This is a genomic window from Pseudomonas sp. CFII64 (genome assembly GCF_000416235.1).
GTDB lineage: Bacteria > Pseudomonadota > Gammaproteobacteria > Pseudomonadales > Pseudomonadaceae > Aquipseudomonas.
The window spans coordinates 1-13,924 of sequence record NZ_ATLO01000051.1 but is presented as its reverse complement, the minus strand read 5'-3'; the positions used below and the strand labels follow the sequence as shown (position 1 = coordinate 13,924).

The 13,924-nt window shown below is 55.1% G+C and carries 20 protein-coding genes and 2 pseudogenes; 14 read left to right on the top strand and 8 right to left on the bottom strand.

Going from position 1 to position 13,924, the window contains the following annotated elements; genetic code table 11:
- Nucleotides 1–136 precede the first annotated feature (136 nt).
- The 3 genes from CFII64_RS25630 (at nucleotide 137) to CFII64_RS25620 (ending at nucleotide 2,430) form a co-directional block, all read left to right on the top strand.
- Nucleotides 137–646 (top strand): STY4534 family ICE replication protein, encoded by a 510-nt coding sequence (locus CFII64_RS25630; protein WP_020293777.1) that lies wholly within the window; start codon nucleotides 137–139, stop codon nucleotides 644–646.
- A 97-nt stretch (nucleotides 647–743) separates the two neighbouring features.
- A complete protein-coding gene (gene radC / locus CFII64_RS25625) occupies nucleotides 744–1,235 on the top strand; it encodes a DNA repair protein RadC (protein WP_044901721.1) in 492 nt (163 codons plus the stop codon).
- Nucleotides 1,236–1,560: 325 nt separating this feature from the next.
- Nucleotides 1,561–2,430: a DUF4214 domain-containing protein gene (locus CFII64_RS25620; RefSeq protein ID WP_020293775.1), complete on the top strand. Its 870-nt coding sequence runs from the start codon at nucleotides 1,561–1,563 to the stop codon at nucleotides 2,428–2,430.
- Between the two features lie 124 nt (nucleotides 2,431–2,554).
- On the opposite strand, the gene CFII64_RS25615 is transcribed toward CFII64_RS25620, so the two are convergent.
- Both CFII64_RS25615 and CFII64_RS25610 read right to left on the bottom strand, forming a co-directional pair.
- Complete coding sequence (locus CFII64_RS25615) at nucleotides 2,555–3,067, bottom strand: hypothetical protein (RefSeq protein ID WP_020293774.1); 513 nt, start codon at nucleotides 3,065–3,067, stop codon at nucleotides 2,555–2,557.
- 98 nt (nucleotides 3,068–3,165) lie between these two features.
- The gene (locus CFII64_RS25610) at nucleotides 3,166–4,071 is read right to left on the bottom strand and encodes a LysR family transcriptional regulator (protein ID WP_020293773.1); all 906 of its coding nucleotides are present in this window, start codon (nucleotides 4,069–4,071) and stop codon (nucleotides 3,166–3,168) included.
- Nucleotides 4,072–4,184: 113 nt separating this feature from the next.
- Between CFII64_RS25610 and CFII64_RS25605 the strand changes: the two genes are divergently transcribed.
- From CFII64_RS25605 to CFII64_RS25595, 3 genes are all read left to right on the top strand, one after another.
- The gene (locus CFII64_RS25605; RefSeq protein ID WP_020293772.1) at nucleotides 4,185–4,781 is read left to right on the top strand and encodes a flavodoxin family protein; all 597 of its coding nucleotides are present in this window, start codon (nucleotides 4,185–4,187) and stop codon (nucleotides 4,779–4,781) included.
- Nucleotides 4,782–4,853: 72 nt separating this feature from the next.
- Nucleotides 4,854–5,918, top strand: coding sequence for an aldo/keto reductase (locus CFII64_RS25600; RefSeq protein WP_020293771.1), 1,065 nt, complete (start codon nucleotides 4,854–4,856; stop codon nucleotides 5,916–5,918).
- Between the two features lie 83 nt (nucleotides 5,919–6,001).
- Nucleotides 6,002–6,289: a DUF1330 domain-containing protein gene (locus CFII64_RS25595; RefSeq protein WP_020293770.1), complete on the top strand. Its 288-nt coding sequence runs from the start codon at nucleotides 6,002–6,004 to the stop codon at nucleotides 6,287–6,289.
- 597 nt (nucleotides 6,290–6,886) lie between these two features.
- Here CFII64_RS25595 and CFII64_RS25590 read toward each other — a convergent pair.
- From CFII64_RS25590 to CFII64_RS25575, 4 genes and pseudogenes are all read right to left on the bottom strand, one after another.
- Nucleotides 6,887–7,129, bottom strand: coding sequence for a hypothetical protein (locus CFII64_RS25590; RefSeq protein ID WP_020293769.1), 243 nt, complete (start codon nucleotides 7,127–7,129; stop codon nucleotides 6,887–6,889).
- 54 nt (nucleotides 7,130–7,183) lie between these two features.
- Nucleotides 7,184–7,361, bottom strand: a pseudogene (locus CFII64_RS30375) (DUF4113 domain-containing protein); the annotation flags it as partial.
- A 356-nt stretch (nucleotides 7,362–7,717) separates the two neighbouring features.
- A complete protein-coding gene (locus tag CFII64_RS25580; RefSeq protein WP_020293767.1) occupies nucleotides 7,718–8,497 on the bottom strand; it encodes an SDR family oxidoreductase in 780 nt (259 codons plus the stop codon).
- On the bottom strand, nucleotides 8,497–8,823 hold the full coding sequence (locus tag CFII64_RS25575; protein ID WP_020293766.1) for a nuclear transport factor 2 family protein: 327 nt from the start codon (nucleotides 8,821–8,823) through the stop codon (nucleotides 8,497–8,499). The genes CFII64_RS25580 and CFII64_RS25575 overlap by 1 nt, the downstream gene beginning before the upstream one ends.
- An 87-nt stretch (nucleotides 8,824–8,910) precedes the next feature.
- On the opposite strand from CFII64_RS25575, the gene CFII64_RS25570 reads away from it, so the two are divergent.
- Nucleotides 8,911–9,246 carry a helix-turn-helix domain-containing protein gene (locus CFII64_RS25570; RefSeq protein WP_020293765.1) on the top strand — a complete coding sequence of 112 codons (336 nt, stop codon included), beginning with the start codon at nucleotides 8,911–8,913 and terminating at the stop codon, nucleotides 9,244–9,246.
- Nucleotides 9,247–9,275: 29 nt separating this feature from the next.
- Here the strand turns inward: CFII64_RS25570 and CFII64_RS30625 are convergent, their stop codons facing one another.
- Nucleotides 9,276–9,644: a helix-turn-helix domain-containing protein gene (locus CFII64_RS30625; protein ID WP_020293764.1), complete on the bottom strand. Its 369-nt coding sequence runs from the start codon at nucleotides 9,642–9,644 to the stop codon at nucleotides 9,276–9,278.
- Between the two features lie 203 nt (nucleotides 9,645–9,847).
- Between CFII64_RS30625 and CFII64_RS25560 the strand changes: the two genes are divergently transcribed.
- The 6 genes from CFII64_RS25560 to CFII64_RS25535 all read left to right on the top strand — a co-directional run bounded on the left by CFII64_RS25560 (nucleotide 9,848) and on the right by CFII64_RS25535 (nucleotide 13,322).
- On the top strand, nucleotides 9,848–10,786 hold the full coding sequence (locus tag CFII64_RS25560; RefSeq protein ID WP_020293763.1) for an NADP-dependent oxidoreductase: 939 nt from the start codon (nucleotides 9,848–9,850) through the stop codon (nucleotides 10,784–10,786).
- Nucleotides 10,783–11,166 carry a hypothetical protein gene (locus CFII64_RS25555; RefSeq protein WP_020293762.1) on the top strand — a complete coding sequence of 128 codons (384 nt, stop codon included), beginning with the start codon at nucleotides 10,783–10,785 and terminating at the stop codon, nucleotides 11,164–11,166. The genes CFII64_RS25560 and CFII64_RS25555 overlap by 4 nt, the downstream gene beginning before the upstream one ends.
- A 91-nt stretch (nucleotides 11,167–11,257) precedes the next feature.
- On the top strand, nucleotides 11,258–11,641 hold the full coding sequence (locus CFII64_RS25550) for a hypothetical protein (protein WP_020293761.1): 384 nt from the start codon (nucleotides 11,258–11,260) through the stop codon (nucleotides 11,639–11,641).
- Nucleotides 11,642–11,860: 219 nt separating this feature from the next.
- A complete protein-coding gene (thpR, locus tag CFII64_RS25545; RefSeq protein WP_020293760.1) occupies nucleotides 11,861–12,409 on the top strand; it encodes an RNA 2',3'-cyclic phosphodiesterase in 549 nt (182 codons plus the stop codon).
- 68 nt (nucleotides 12,410–12,477) lie between these two features.
- The gene (locus CFII64_RS30365; protein WP_020293759.1) at nucleotides 12,478–12,801 is read left to right on the top strand and encodes a hypothetical protein; all 324 of its coding nucleotides are present in this window, start codon (nucleotides 12,478–12,480) and stop codon (nucleotides 12,799–12,801) included.
- An 80-nt stretch (nucleotides 12,802–12,881) separates the two neighbouring features.
- The gene (locus tag CFII64_RS25535) at nucleotides 12,882–13,322 is read left to right on the top strand and encodes a TspO/MBR family protein (protein WP_020293758.1); all 441 of its coding nucleotides are present in this window, start codon (nucleotides 12,882–12,884) and stop codon (nucleotides 13,320–13,322) included.
- Between the two features lie 145 nt (nucleotides 13,323–13,467).
- On the opposite strand, the pseudogene CFII64_RS30620 reads toward CFII64_RS25535, so the two are convergent.
- A pseudogene (locus CFII64_RS30620) lies at nucleotides 13,468–13,590 on the bottom strand (carboxymuconolactone decarboxylase family protein); the annotation flags it as partial.
- 25 nt (nucleotides 13,591–13,615) lie between these two features.
- Between CFII64_RS30620 and CFII64_RS29550 the strand changes: the two are divergent.
- A complete protein-coding gene (locus tag CFII64_RS29550) occupies nucleotides 13,616–13,777 on the top strand; it encodes a hypothetical protein (RefSeq protein ID WP_371106469.1) in 162 nt (53 codons plus the stop codon).
- The last annotated feature ends 147 nt before the right edge of the window (nucleotides 13,778–13,924 follow it).

The window sequence follows — 13,924 nt, the reverse complement described above, 5'->3', positions numbered from 1 at the left end:
ATCGCATTCGGCAGCGCGATCAATCGTCGGCACCAACGACGACCGAATGCCTGAACACACCATCACCCACGCGGGGAATCACTTCCCGCCAGGGCAAGTTGTTTCCCGTTTTTCATTGCAAAACCGGAGAAACACCATGACTCAGACCAACGAAAGCAAGTATTTCGACCTGCACACCACCGGCATCGGTTACCTCAATCGCATCCGCGAAGTCGAGGTACGCAAAGGCAAGCCATTTCTGTGCGTCACCGTGGCTGCGCTGCACGGTGCTGCGGACGATGTAGAGTATTCCTACATCGACTGCAAAGTCAGCGGCAGTGAAGCCGATCGTATCACTCGCCTTTACTGGCCATCGCTCACAGCCGGCAAGAAGGTACTCATTTCCTTCAGGATCGGCGACATATGGACCGATGCGTTCACCTACACCAAAGGCGAAAAGCAAGGCCAGCCAGGCGCAAGCCTCATAGGCCGTTTGCTGTTCATCTCCTGGGTGAAGGTCGAGGGTGAGATGGTTTACCAGGCCAAACCGAGAGAGGAGCTTTCAAACCCCGGTGGTGCTCCCGACACGACAGTTGCTACCTCAGCTGTTGCCGAAGAAGCCGAATCGGATTACGTCGCCTTGAGCTGCGGCTCAGCAAAGAAATAACCTGCAACTTGCGGTCATACCCGTCATGACCGCAATACCAACCTCACGCGGAGCTATCCCCATGGGGTGCTGCCCGTTTCGTTTCGGAGAGCGTCCCTTGAAACCGCCATTAACCCACCCAAGCCTCACCGATCTTCGAACCTGCAGAACTGCCGTTGAAAACCAGATCATTGAGCAAGCGCTGGAGATACTTGATGAACGACTGTTCACACGAGACCCGGCACTGGATTCACCGAAGGCAGTGACGTCTTACCTGAAGCTCAAACTCGCTGCTGAAGAGCACGAAGCCTTCGCGGTTATTTTCCTCGACAGCAAGCATCGTCCCATGGCGTTCGAGATCCTCTTTCGAGGCACCATCGACACGGCCACCATCCATCCCCGCCAGCTGATTAAACGCGCGATGGCACACAACGCCGCAGCCGTCATCAGCCATAACCACCCTTCCGGATGCACCGAGCCCAGCTCGGCTGATATCGCCATCACCAAGCGAATCCGGGAAGCACTCACACTCCTCGACGTTCGCCTGATCGATCATTTCATCGTGGGCAGCGGGACACCGCTTTCGTTTGCGGAGAGAGGGTTGATTTAGGTTGAACTGTGGCGCCTTCGGGCGCTTTTTTTGCGTTGGTGCCGCTGCGTAATTCAGTGGTGCATGCCCAGCAATAGATAAACAGCAACGTACGGTTGCAAACCGGCAGCTAGTTGGCCGAAAGGAGCCTGATGCCCCGGTAAATAGCAGGTTGAACCCCCGATGCTCCATTTTCCCGCAGCGGTTTAACCCACGTACAAAGTCGCTCCTACCCTCATGTATCGACAAAGTAACAATCCCGTCAGCAGATGATTACAATGCGTCGGCACGGACGCCTGGCGAGCGTGGTGCGTTTGTGTTCTTCGTTCGAAATAAGGATTTTTCAATGGCAATCGCAACTTATCATCGGCCTGTTAGTCTGGCTATTTTAGAGGGCCTGGGTGGTGATTTTTCCCTCGTCAGTGCCAGCAGTACGCTGATTGTAACGACCAATGGTCCTTACAGCATGGCACTCAATGGGTTCTTCAATTCCAATGGCACCGGAAGCGCCACCAGCATTACTTACTCCCACGACAATGCCCCGTACCTGACTTTCTCTGGTTTTAGTCTCAGCACCACGGACACCTACGGGGCTTATACGCTTTTTCGGGGTAATGACCGAATCAACGGGTCGTGGGGTAACGACATCTTCTTTATTTCGCAGGGCAATGACGATTATTACGGTGGTACCGGGCTGGATACCATTCTGGTGGATGCCAACCGGAGCTATGTGACCGTCGCAGCCAGCGGTAAGGGTTATATCCTCAAGGCACCGAACAAAACCGACACCATGAATGGGGTCGAGCGCCTGACCTTCATGGACGGTACTTTGGCCCTGGACGTGAAGGCCGGTGAAACCACCGGCTCGGTGTATCGGCTTTACCAGGCGGCGTTCGACCGCAAGCCGGATACGGCCGGTCTCAAGTACTGGCTCGACCAGGTCGACCAGAGCGCCAGTGTGGCTCAAGTGGCGCTGGGCTTCGTGCAGAGCAACGAGTTCCGGCAACTCAACCCGGGCGGTGATACAAACACGATGCTCAACAACTACTACAAGAACGTGCTGCATCGCCCGGCCGATGCGACAGGCCTGGCTTACTGGAGCAACGCGGTCGCCAGCGGCCAGCCGAGCCATCAGATTCTTGCGGCATTTGCCGAGAGTAACGAGAACATTGCCAATACCCTGGCAGCGACCAAGGACGGGATCTGGTTGGGATAGGGCGTTCAGCGCCCACGATATGGGGCAGATCGTGGGCTTCAGCCCCGAAGGATCTGCCAGGCGCGCCGGTTTTTCCTCGTTAGGCGCACTATATTCATACCACGCACCTAACTACCTTAGAAAATTAGTATTCTGGAGGGAAATAATGTCCATCGGGATATGGTAACCGCCCATTTATAAACCTCACGAACTCTAGAAATTTGGCCAACGCTGCATGCAGCTCATCAGTGGTACCGATAGTTTTTGCCTTGAAAGCGTGTATCGCGTTCCGGCGCTGTTGAACCATCCGCACCCATGTCTCCCATTCTTCTTCAGGGGACCAAATTCTTCGTTTGAAAAAGAGAATCAACGGTTCCAGAGTTACTCCGTCAGGATCTAGGGTGTGCCCTTTCTTTTTGATGGCATCAGCATCTGTTAGGTAATCCTGGTAATACACCGACAACAACAACTTCATCTGACCCTCAACTAAGGCGCCTAGGTTTGCCCAGGCGAGAATAAGCTGGCCGTCAGTCAGCGTGCCACACCATACTGACAGTTGCTCTGCCAGCGAACCCTGCCATTCGAGCATTGATTTATTCAGCAGTTCTGCTGCCTCGATCGGAGCCCAACCGTGAGCCTCCTTCCAGAATCCCATCATGTCTTGAATTACCCTGTTTCGTAGTAAGCGTATGGCAAATACGTCTTGCAAGCAGCTTTAAGACAATTGACTAGGTCGCGTGTTGACCACTCAAGCGGCTAATCAAAATAGGGTTCCAATACACGCTCGATCCATGTCATGAAGGCCCGGACGCGTGGGGAAAGGTTGCGCCGATGGGCAACTACGAGCGACGCCGCCAGCGGCTCGGGTCTTAGATCGGGCAGAATTTCTACCAGATCGCCGCTTTTGATGTGGTGCGCAAGGGCCAGATAACCGGCCTGAATCAGTCCAATCCCCGCCAGGCCCGCAGCATGATAGGTCTGCACGTTATTGACCTGCATCGCGCCTGGCAGAGCAATTGATTTATAGCCATCACCCTCCGGATATTCCCATCCAGCCAGTCGAGCGCCAAGGGTCGGCGTGTAGTGAATCATCTGGTGACCTTGGTTGAGCAGGTCGTCGATTGTTTGCGGCGTACCGTACTCCGCCAGATAGCCGGGGCTCGCCACGTTCATCATGCGCAACTTGCCCAGCGAGCGTGCAATCAGCGTGTCGTCCATGATCGGCCCGAGACGGATCACGCAATCGAACCCCTCATGAACGAGATCGACCCGACGATCCGTGCTGGACAATTCCAGCTCCAACTCAGGGTTCGCATTGAGCAGTTGCGGCAGAGCGGGAATCACTACCGTCTTTGCCAACTCAGTCGGCATATCGACGCGCAATCGTCCCCTCAGGGGAGTGCCGTTGTTCGCGAACATGGACTGCACGTCCTGAGCTTCGGCCAGCAGGTCGCGTGCGCGTGCATAGAAAGTACGGCCGTCTTCGGTCAATTGCACGCTGCGTGTCGTTCTGTGCAGGAGGGTCGCGCCCATGTCTCGTTCCAGCGCACGAATCACCGTCGACACCCGCCCCTTCTGGATTCCCAGGCTTTCAGCCGCAAGCGTGAAACTCATCATTTCCGCAACACGGGCAAAAATCAAAAGTGCCTGGAGATTTGGCATTGTTCACCAGATAGATAACAGAGCGTTCAGAATTGCATGGTTTATAGCGCATTTTGTACTCAGTAAAGTAGCTCCCATGTCGTCCGTAACTCATCGCACATAAGGGAGCACGCATGAACTCAACTTCCACGCCTGTCCGAACTGCCATCGTTTTCCACTCCGGCTATGGCCACACAGCGCGCATGGCGGCCGCAGTCGCCGAAGGCGCAGGCACTGGTGCCGTATTGGTGGCAATCGACCCCGAGGGCAATATTTCCGACGATGCCTGGCAAACCCTCACTGACGCAGATGCCATTGTATTTGGCTCACCTACTTACATGGGTGGCCCTAGCTGGCAGTTTAAGAAATTCGCGGATGCCTCCTCCAAGCCCTGGTTCGAAGGCACATGGCAAAACAAGATCTTTGGCGGCTTCACCAACAGCGCGAGCATCAACGGCGACAAGCTCAACACACTTGAGTATTTCCTCCTGCTTTCTGGGCAGCACGCCGGGATCTGGGTCGGACTGGATATCAAACCGGCGAACGTCAAGGCTTCGAAACGCGACGACCCAAATCGTATGGGCTCCTATATCGCGCCCATGGCGCAGACACCTGCAGATGCGTCTCCTGAAGAGATGTCGCCAGGGGATCTGGAGACGGCACGTCTGTATGGCGTACGCGTCGCATTGATTGCCGGGCAGTTGCGATCAGGGAACTCTCAGTCCGTCTGAAATCCACTCGTGCCGACATTATTGGCCCGTTGCTGTGCTTATTTTCATCCATTGATCTCGGAAGGAGACGTCATGAAATACAAACGACTTGGCCGTACGGGCCTGTATGTATCCGAGCTGTGTCTCGGCACGATGACGCTCGGAGGCAATGCCGATGCGGGTATATGGGCTGCAATCGGCGCGGTTGATCAGGGCGAAGCCAACAGGTTGATCGGCCACGCGCTGGCGCACGGGATCAATTTCATCGACACCGCTGACATTTATTCTTTCGGCCAGTCTGAGCGCATCCTCGGCCAGGCATTGAGAGACATTGGCGTGCCGCGCAGCGAGGTAGTGCTGGCAACCAAGACAGCTGGCGTGATGGGCTCCAAGCCCAACGATCAAGGGGCATCGCGCGGTCATATCATGGATTCTGTGCAGCGAAGTCTGGAACGCCTTCAGGTCGATCATGTTGACCTTTACCAGATTCACGCCAGCGATCCAGTGACCCCTATAGAAGAAACGCTGCGGGCCCTGGATGACCTGACGCGCCAAGGGTTAGTCCGCTATGTCGGCGTTTCAAATTGGCACGCGGGCAAGATCGGCAAAGCGTTAGGGCTGAGCGCAGCACTGAATGCCACACGCTTTGAGACCCTACAGGCCTATTACTCTATTGCCGGACGTGACGTGGAGCGTGAACTGGTGCCACTCGTTATCGAGGAGCAGATGGGCCTACTCGTCTGGTCGCCTCTTGCAGGAGGATTGCTCTCAGGGAAATTCGGCCCCGGAGCGTCCACAGAGGAAGGTTCGCGGCGTAGTAGTTTCGACTTTCCACCCGTTGATCTGAATCAGGCCTGGCCCTGCGTCGCAGAGATGCGCGCCATCGGCGACGCGCGCAGTATCTCCGTCGCTAGAGTGGCGCTCGCCTGGTTACTTGCCAAACCTTATGTCACGAGCGTCATCATCGGTGCCAAAAGGATTGATCAGCTCGAAGATAATCTGGGTGCGGCCAATGTCGTTCTTACCTACGAGGAGCTAGCGCGCCTTGAGGCTGTAAGTGCTTTGCCGCCTTATTATCCGGGCTGGATGGTTGATCACCAGGATGCCAGTAGACGCCCTGCACCTTTCACGCCGGTGGCGTCGAAGCAGAGCCTGTGACCACAAATGAATACCTATGACACAGGCGGCTGTAATTACTGCCCTGCGTTGAATTTAATATACCCACTGAAAGAGAGACAGACATGCCAAAAGGCTACCTGATCGGGCACGTGAGCATTTCGGATGCAACGGCCTACGCCGCCTATGCAAAAGCCGCAGGCGATGCAATGCGACCTTTCAACCCGAAGGTCATTGCAGGAGGACAGTATGAAAACCTCGAAGGTGAAGCTCATGAGCGGCATGTGATATTCGAGTTCGATTCGTTCGCCGACGCTAAGCGCTTCTATGAAAGCGCAGAATACCAAGCGGCGAAGGCCCTGCGCATTGGAATTGCGACTGGTACGTTCGTCATTCTCGAAGGGGCCACTTAACGTCCGCCCGGGTCACTTATCCGCCGACGAGCAGGCCACGATCGGCCACTAACGCGTCGCCTCCGTCAAGCGCTCATAGGGCAGAGGGACAATATGGCGAGCAGCTGTCGCCAAGGGTATTCATGCTCAGCGGACTTCATCTCGCATTCCTGGCGATGACGGAAGGAATTAGCGCTATCACTCGCTTTCTGCGATGCGCCGCATGTGGTGCAACGTAAAAAAATGCCCACAAGTAACCATTGTCGTGAGTACGCTAGGATTTGCCGATCCAATTCAGTTGGGCAGTCCAGCAATTCCTTCGCATCGTTAGCTTGCAGTTCGCCAAAGCGAGTATCTACACCCATAAAAATTTACTCTATTGCCGAAGACGTAGGTACAACGCCCTGCTGAGCAACGATAGGCGACCTGAAGGAGAACAATGTTCCTGATAATCGACAAAAGGTAGTTTGGTAAACTATGTCCGCAAGCGCCCATCATACCAACATGTGTTTAGGTTTTAACGGCTGCGCGGCGGCTTGGAGCATCGGATTACTTGGGCCGAGCGCGAGTACAGACGACGATCCAAACGAAAAATAACTGATCCATTTCACCTCATGATCACGCTTTGTCAGCTTCCTGCAGGAATGCCATATCGCTTATCTGATTAGCGATAATGTCGAGCCGTTTCTCTCCCTGCTGGAAAATCTGGATCATTCGCAGCACCGCCTGCGCATCGGACGAGTTCCCAGCAGCGCCGAGGCGTCCAGCTATTCGAGCGAGCTCAACCGCCGACCACTTCAGGTCAGAGCTGATCCCCTGCAATTCACGTCGCGTTAAAGCGACAGAGTTTGTTGCTGTCATCTGTTCATCTCTCCTTTCACAAAACGATCTTTCGCCATCCTGATGATGGTTTTTTTATTTGCAGTACACAGTCCAAAGATGATCAACCCGCGTCGTATAGCGACGGCTCATCATCTCTCTACACATTCCCCAATCAGGATTCGTCGGTACGCTTGCCACTCTCAGCGTCCTTTCTCCATCTGGCGTTAATTTCGTCCAACACACCCATGACCCTCTGGGTAGCTTCGGGCTGCGATCCGGACGAGGTAAATATGTGCAGCAGGCAGGCCAAGCAGCTCGTCCAACGAGATCTTCTGTTCGAGATAGTCGGCTGCAGGATTTGGAAACCCAGCAGGCACAGGGTAGGAATAAAGCGGGAGCTCGAAGTCGCTGCGGCAAGTGGGCCGAGGAAGGTGATCATGAGGGAAACGCCGAAGACTGTATATTTGTACAGCTAACCGGCAAATGGTGGGTTGGTCAATCTCTGACTGGCTTTGCTTCGTCGGAGGGTGACCGACCACTCATTCCAAGCTGAACCTTTCGAAGTGATTAGCGACCACGTCGAGCGCGCACCGATCATCGAGACAGTTGCCTGGCAACTTTTCTGCCTCAAGCGGTTGGGATGGTGCCGCCGTCAATGACATATTCGACGCCGGTGATAGCGCTGGCTTTGTCAGAAACCAGAAAGCTGACGAGGTCAGCCACTTCCTGGGGACGGTTTGGCCTGCCTAGAGGGATCCCTCCAAGAGAGTCCATGACCGATTGCCTGGCATCGTCTTCACTGATGCCTTTGCCCTCTGCGATCCGCTTGACCAAGCCTTGCGCCGCCTCGGTCTCAACCCACCCCGGCGAGACCCGTACAACCCTGACGCCCTGCGGGCTCAGCTCTTTGGACAATGCTTTGCTGTAATTGGACAGTGCCGCCTTTGCTGCCGCATAGGCCGTTGTGGCTTCGGGCAGTGGTAACTGACTCTGGATCGAAGTCACATGGATAATGACCCCGAATTTCTGCGCGAGCATCAATGGCGCCAGGCCCCGGTCGATCCGCACAGATGGATAGAAGTTCAAGTCGAATGCCGCCGCCCAATCCTCGTCGGTCAAGGCCTGGAATCCTCCGCTCGGCGCAGATGAACCGCCGAGAACATGCACCACGATATCTATCTCACTCCAGCGCCGTTGAGCTGCTGCCACGACGGCCGGACATCCTTCAAGCGTGCTGATATCGGATGCAAAAAAATGTTCTTCGGCGAGCCAGTCCGGACGATGCCGCGACACTGCCAAGACATCGACTCCCTCCGCCAGCAATGTCTCAACGACGGCCTTGCCTATGCCCTGAGTGCCGGCGGTGACGAGCGCCCGGCGACATTTGATCTGGTCGGTCGTATTCATCAACGGATCTCCAACGTCTGGATCTTCCCGCGCTGGATGCCAAACGTGTATGTCACCACCGCCGGACTTCCCGGGAACGTACCCGCAAGCCGCGCGTTTACAACTATGCCCGTATTGCTGACACGGCCATCAAGAGGCTCAACGGTATACCGATACTTCTGCTTCGCGGCCTGCTTCCAAGCCTTGATGGCCTCTATGCCACAGTGAGCAGTTTCTTCATCTGTCACCGCAGCATCTGGCGCAAATATCGTTTCAAGTTCATCGACGCACTCAGCTGTCTCGCTTGCAAAATATGCTTGAATAGCTGGATCCATAGTGAAACTCATGGCTATCTCCCGTTGATCAGTAGTACCGCCATCATCAACGCGCTAGACAGTCCTCGACAAGAACGCACGAAAAAGTAAGTGACGGCCATGAGCCACAAAAAAATCTACACGCCCCAGTCGGCCGCCCACGATGTGAACGCTGTATTCCAGTTGCTGCGTGGCAGATGGAAGCTCTTGATACTTTTCCACCTTTTTGACGGAAAGATTCAACGCTTCTCGGATCTTGAGCGCCTGATTGACGGTATTTCCCAGAAAATGCTGGCTCAGCAATTGCGTAGCCTGGAGCACGATAGGCTGATCTCTCGAACCATTTACGACGAGAAACCGCCTCGTGTTGACTACCGCCTTACGTCGTGGGGCCAGCACCTTTGTCCCGTGCTCGATGGCATGCTGAAATGGGCGGACGGCAAAGCCCCCCCTTAAGCATGTGGCAGCCGCCATCCGGGAAGCTGCTAAGTGGATTGGCGTCGTCCGGTGCGACCGGACGTAGGGCTTGGGAGCGGCTGTTCTTCGCGTGCCGCGCGGGCGTCGTAATCGAACCGCGCAACCAATACTGGCTTCATATTGTCCTCAGCCCATTGGCACATCTGCCCAGTAACTGCGGTGATGCTTACTCCGAGCGGCGTCAGCGAATACTCCACACTGGGTGGCGCACTCGGATAGACCACGCGTAAAACCAAACCGTCGCGCTCCAGCAAGCGCAATGTCTGCGTCAGCATCTTCTGCGTCACGCCGCCCACATGCCGGCGTAGCTCTCCGAAACGCATCGGCCCCGATGACAATGAGTCAACTATCAACAGAGTCCATTTGTCCGCAAGCATTTGGATCACGCTACGCGACGGGCAAGTGACGTCGTATATATCCCCTGCCCGCAGTTTGCCGATCTTGGATCGAGGAATGTGATTGAAGGTAGTATCCACTGGGTACCTATAGCACTAAAAGGTGCCTAATTTACAAGGGAGATCACGTCGACGAGTATAGCCCTATCGGCTCTATTCCAGAGCGTTACCTGCGAAACCAAACTATGAAAAGCTTGATTCAATACAGCGTTGGCGGCCCCGAAGTCCTCGAAATGGCCGAAGTTCCCAAGCCGATTCGCAACTTCACTGAGGTGCTGGTGCGTGTGCATGCAGCCTCTATCAACCCGGTCGACCTAATCGTGCGATCAGGCGTATTCCCACTGCTGGGGGCAGTACCGTTCGTGCCGGGTTGGGACGTTTCAGGTGTGGTTGAGGAAATCGAAGTTGGCTCTACCCGCTTCAAAGTGGGCGACGAAGTCTTTGGCATGCCATTGTTCCCGCGTGCGGTGAACGCGTATGCAGAATACGTAGCCGCGCCATCGCGCCACTTCTGGAAAAAACCCGCGCGCCTTAGCCATGTGCAGGCGGCAGCCCTGCCTTTGGTTGGGCTGACCGCATTGCAGGCGTTAAGTGAAATCGCGCGGGTCGAACCAGGCCAGCGTGTACTTATCCATGGTGGCGGAGGAGGATTGGGTCACGTCGCGGTGCAGGTCGCCAAAGCACTAGGGGCATACGTTATTACTACCGCTAGCTCAGGCAAACACGATTTCGTGCGTAGCCTTGGCGCTGATGAAGTGATCGACTATCAGACCGTCGATTTCACCACGGTGCTTAGCGACATCGATGTGGTGTTCGATACAGTGGGTCATGGATACGCGGAGCGGTCTTTGCCAGTGCTCAAGCCGGGCGGCATCGTCGTAACATCCATAGGTTTGAGTAACAGTCACATGCCGGCGTTGGCTGCGGCCGCTGGACGCCAGTTCTCCAGTGTTGCCGTTGAACCAGATAGCGTCGGCATGCAACAGCTCGCCGCATGGGTCGAGTCAGGTCAGTTAACGCCGCATGTCAGTCATGAGTTTGCGCTAAGCGAAGGAGCACAAGCGCACGCGATGGTGGAACGAGGAAGCACGCAGGGCAAGGTGGTATTGAGGGTTGCCCCATGAGCCTGCCGTCGGCACCGCTGTTATCGCCACCTTGGCTAGACGAATTAGCGCCAGACGCGATTTTGATTTCGTCAGTCCTCAATCGCTCGTTGCGAGGCAGGGATTCGATCATCAAGGTCGTGCAGGCGGTAGGTGGTATGTATGAAGCACATTCAGTGATATTTCGTGCCACTTTTGCGGACAGGGAACTGCTCGAATATGATGCATTGGCCTTCGGTGGCGTTGCCGTTCACGGCGTTGTAATTCTCAGCAAAAACCCGGCAGGCAAAATCTCCAACGTAAGCGTTCACCACGGTCCCGTGGAAGCGGTGAACAAGCTTTCTGCAGCGCTGAAAGAGCACCTGTCTGCCGAGCTGGGCGGCGACTATTTCCTGCTCTGAGTTTTACTGGCCTGGATGTATTTGCAAGACACGTTGAATGGGCGCGTAGGCGCGCGCCTTTCCTATCCATTCAGTTGATTTTGGAACCACAATGCCATCGAGCAAACGTGACCACTCCCGCATTGAGCGCTGCCTGATTGCGAGTCTTACAGACGCCTGCGAAACCGCAAAAGCCGAGATCGTCGGCTTCGATTGGCTGACCCATGAGGCCGATTACCAGTCGTTTACTCAAAGCCTGCGTGTGATCTGGGTATTTGATACCAAGGCCAACAAAGACCGAGCTTTAGCGGCAGGACTGGACACACGGATGGTTGAGCTGACTTCAACCGCCTTCGATAAAGCCGGTGTCACCGCACCGAATATTGAGCGGCACGTGTTCTTCGACTCTGAACAAGAATGCACGGCAAGCCAAGGTGGCGACTGGGTAAAGCGCCTGGCAAAAATGCACAGGGTACGGGGTAGCAAGCTTGGCTAAAGATATCGAGTTATCCTTGCATCTCCACGTGTCGGCGTAGCGGTGACCTGATGCGGGTTGGAGCGTTCGTCAGGAATGACGTCGACGCGAAGTACTGTCCCCTTCTCAACCAGGCAATACAGCTTTCGAGAGAATTGTCTCGACCACTGCATCTATGAGCCGCTTGTCCTGCGGTGGAGAGCTGAAGATAGCGGCTGGTGGATATGCGTGAAGAGAGGTATGACGTTGAGCATTGAACCGCAATCTAGACTTTTTTTTGCCTTAGGCTGCCCAGCTGAACTGAGAAAGACGATTTCCCGATGGCGGTCATCGCTTTCGCTGCGGATCGGTCGCCCAGTCCCTGCAGCTAATTTTCTTCTCACGCTGTTGTTTCTGGGAGCTGTTAATAAGGCCCAGATCGCAGAGATCTGTGCAGCCGCATCGACGGTTAGGGTACCCGGGAAACGTCTGACTGTAGTCCTTGACCAGCTTGAGGTATGGCGTAAATCAAAGGTTTTGGTGCTCACACCGCAAGATGCTCTCCCGGAGCTGATGCTGCTTTCATATGCGCTGGAGCAGGCCATGTTGTCGTTCGGGCAAGATCAAGAGCGTAAAGAATATCGACCTCACTTGAGCCTGATACGTGACTTTCAATCGTCAGTTCCAGAGGCAGATAACCAGCCAGAGTTTGCTCTCCGAGCCGACCACTTTGCGCTTTACGAGTCCCATAAAGGCCAATACCGGGTAATAGCGGATTGGCCACTTGTTCAGCCTGATAAGGCTGGATGAGAGTGGTGTCGGGGTGCATACCATTGTTGAGGCAGGGAGAAGGGAGTCATAGAAATGGATACTGATTTATGAATCCCACGACACCAGACGGTCGTTACTTTGTTGTCAACGGAAAGCTGTGGCGCTGTTCCAATCCTGCGTTGGATGAACACGAACGGCAGCGACTGGTGAACGCCTTGATGGCTGCGCGGCGGGCAGTAAAGGCGGCCAAAGCATCAGGAGATCCGGACGAGCTTAAGACCGCCAGAGCAGCTGTCGATAGAGCAAAGGTTGGCCTGGGGGAGCGTGGCCCAGTATGGTGGGATGACGGTGCACCAGACTTCAATAGGCACAAGGTGGGTAATACACCATACGCTGAGTGGTACCAGACACTGGACGCTGTTGACTCATAAACCTGGAGCCGGACTTTTTTCATCGGGTAGGCATCCAATCCGAAGAATAGCCACTACCCCTTCGGAGACCAGGACAACATATGACTTTCTACATTTTCCTTATTGCATGTTGCGCTGCTGGAGCAACCGGCATCATCTTCCAGCCGGGGGCCTGGTACGAATCCCTTAACAAGCCGAGCTTCACTCCACCGAATTGGGCCTTTCCAGTGGCGTGGACGACGATCTATCTACTGCTGGCGTGGGCAGGATATCGCCTAACCGTACTACCAGGCAGCGAGACCGCACTGGCGCTATGGGCAGCTCAAATAGCGTTGAATACTTTGTGGACTCCGGTGTTTTTTGGAGCGAACCGGATCGGCGCCGCGATGATAATTCTTGTTCTTCTTTGGACTGTAGTGGCCGCGATGGTATTGCTGGCGTTGCGGCTGGATATCGTCACAGGACTTATTTTATTCCCCTACCTGCTGTGGCTCTCGGTGGCTGCCGCGCTGAATTTCTCTATCCTGCGCCACAATAAATGACTTAGCGGGAGCCAAGTCCCCGGGAGCGTTCACATCGCCATGGCACGCAGCCATGGCGTGGCCAAGCACCTGTAACCCAAAGGGGCTGATCTGTGACGCATGAAGCCGTGTAGGTTCGTCTAAGCCTGGCTGTCGTTTAAAGCTGCGCAAAAGCGGCGCGCTCACGGGGAGTATAAAAAGGCGTTTCCCTCCACGCTACAACTCGTGAAAGTCTACGTTCGGTCCGTACCTCGGGGTGCAGCGGTACTGCTGCATGGCAAAACCGGCAGGGCTCTTACACGGTGGCTGGCCTGGTGGCAGGTTACAGGGCCAGCGAGCAATTGGATCTGCGGGTCAACGTAAACAACCTGTTCGATCCTACCTACTACGTCAGCGTGGCCAATGGAGGTTATGACCCATACGACATTTACGGCGACCCACGTAATTTCAAGCTGACCGCCCGCTACAGCTTCTAGGACGCTGGTTGTTGCCAAAGATCCAGAGAAGCGTAAGCCGGTTGCTGCCTATCCTGAATGGCTGCAATCGGCCGATTCTGTTGAGAAAGTAGATCGCCTGCCTGGCGTGCGGCAACATCAGGTCATCGGCCAGCGGGAGGATTCGCA

What these genes read in the sequence shown, in the direction of transcription:
- CFII64_RS25570 (WP_020293765.1), top strand. Translation starts at nt 8,911, where the DNA reads ATGAGCCACAAAAAAATCTACACGCCCCAGTCGGCCGCCCACGATGTG.
- CFII64_RS25555 (WP_020293762.1), top strand. Translation starts at nt 10,783, where the DNA reads ATGAGCCTGCCGTCGGCACCGCTGTTATCGCCACCTTGGCTAGACGAA.
- CFII64_RS25595 (WP_020293770.1), top strand. Translation starts at nt 6,002, where the DNA reads ATGCCAAAAGGCTACCTGATCGGGCACGTGAGCATTTCGGATGCAACG.
- CFII64_RS30365 (WP_020293759.1), top strand. Translation starts at nt 12,478, where the DNA reads ATGAATCCCACGACACCAGACGGTCGTTACTTTGTTGTCAACGGAAAG.
- thpR (WP_020293760.1), top strand. Translation starts at nt 11,861, where the DNA reads ATGACGTTGAGCATTGAACCGCAATCTAGACTTTTTTTTGCCTTAGGC.
- CFII64_RS25575 (WP_020293766.1), bottom strand. Translation starts at nt 8,823, where the DNA reads ATGAGTTTCACTATGGATCCAGCTATTCAAGCATATTTTGCAAGCGAG.
- CFII64_RS25610 (WP_020293773.1), bottom strand. Translation starts at nt 4,071, where the DNA reads ATGCCAAATCTCCAGGCACTTTTGATTTTTGCCCGTGTTGCGGAAATG.
- CFII64_RS25600 (WP_020293771.1), top strand. Translation starts at nt 4,854, where the DNA reads ATGAAATACAAACGACTTGGCCGTACGGGCCTGTATGTATCCGAGCTG.
- CFII64_RS25630 (WP_020293777.1), top strand. Translation starts at nt 137, where the DNA reads ATGACTCAGACCAACGAAAGCAAGTATTTCGACCTGCACACCACCGGC.
- CFII64_RS25550 (WP_020293761.1), top strand. Translation starts at nt 11,258, where the DNA reads ATGCCATCGAGCAAACGTGACCACTCCCGCATTGAGCGCTGCCTGATT.
- CFII64_RS25560 (WP_020293763.1), top strand. Translation starts at nt 9,848, where the DNA reads ATGAAAAGCTTGATTCAATACAGCGTTGGCGGCCCCGAAGTCCTCGAA.
- CFII64_RS25535 (WP_020293758.1), top strand. Translation starts at nt 12,882, where the DNA reads ATGACTTTCTACATTTTCCTTATTGCATGTTGCGCTGCTGGAGCAACC.
- CFII64_RS25605 (WP_020293772.1), top strand. Translation starts at nt 4,185, where the DNA reads ATGAACTCAACTTCCACGCCTGTCCGAACTGCCATCGTTTTCCACTCC.
- CFII64_RS30625 (WP_020293764.1), bottom strand. Translation starts at nt 9,644, where the DNA reads ATGCTTGCGGACAAATGGACTCTGTTGATAGTTGACTCATTGTCATCG.
- CFII64_RS25580 (WP_020293767.1), bottom strand. Translation starts at nt 8,497, where the DNA reads ATGAATACGACCGACCAGATCAAATGTCGCCGGGCGCTCGTCACCGCC.
- CFII64_RS25620 (WP_020293775.1), top strand. Translation starts at nt 1,561, where the DNA reads ATGGCAATCGCAACTTATCATCGGCCTGTTAGTCTGGCTATTTTAGAG.
- CFII64_RS25615 (WP_020293774.1), bottom strand. Translation starts at nt 3,067, where the DNA reads ATGATGGGATTCTGGAAGGAGGCTCACGGTTGGGCTCCGATCGAGGCA.
- CFII64_RS25590 (WP_020293769.1), bottom strand. Translation starts at nt 7,129, where the DNA reads ATGACAGCAACAAACTCTGTCGCTTTAACGCGACGTGAATTGCAGGGG.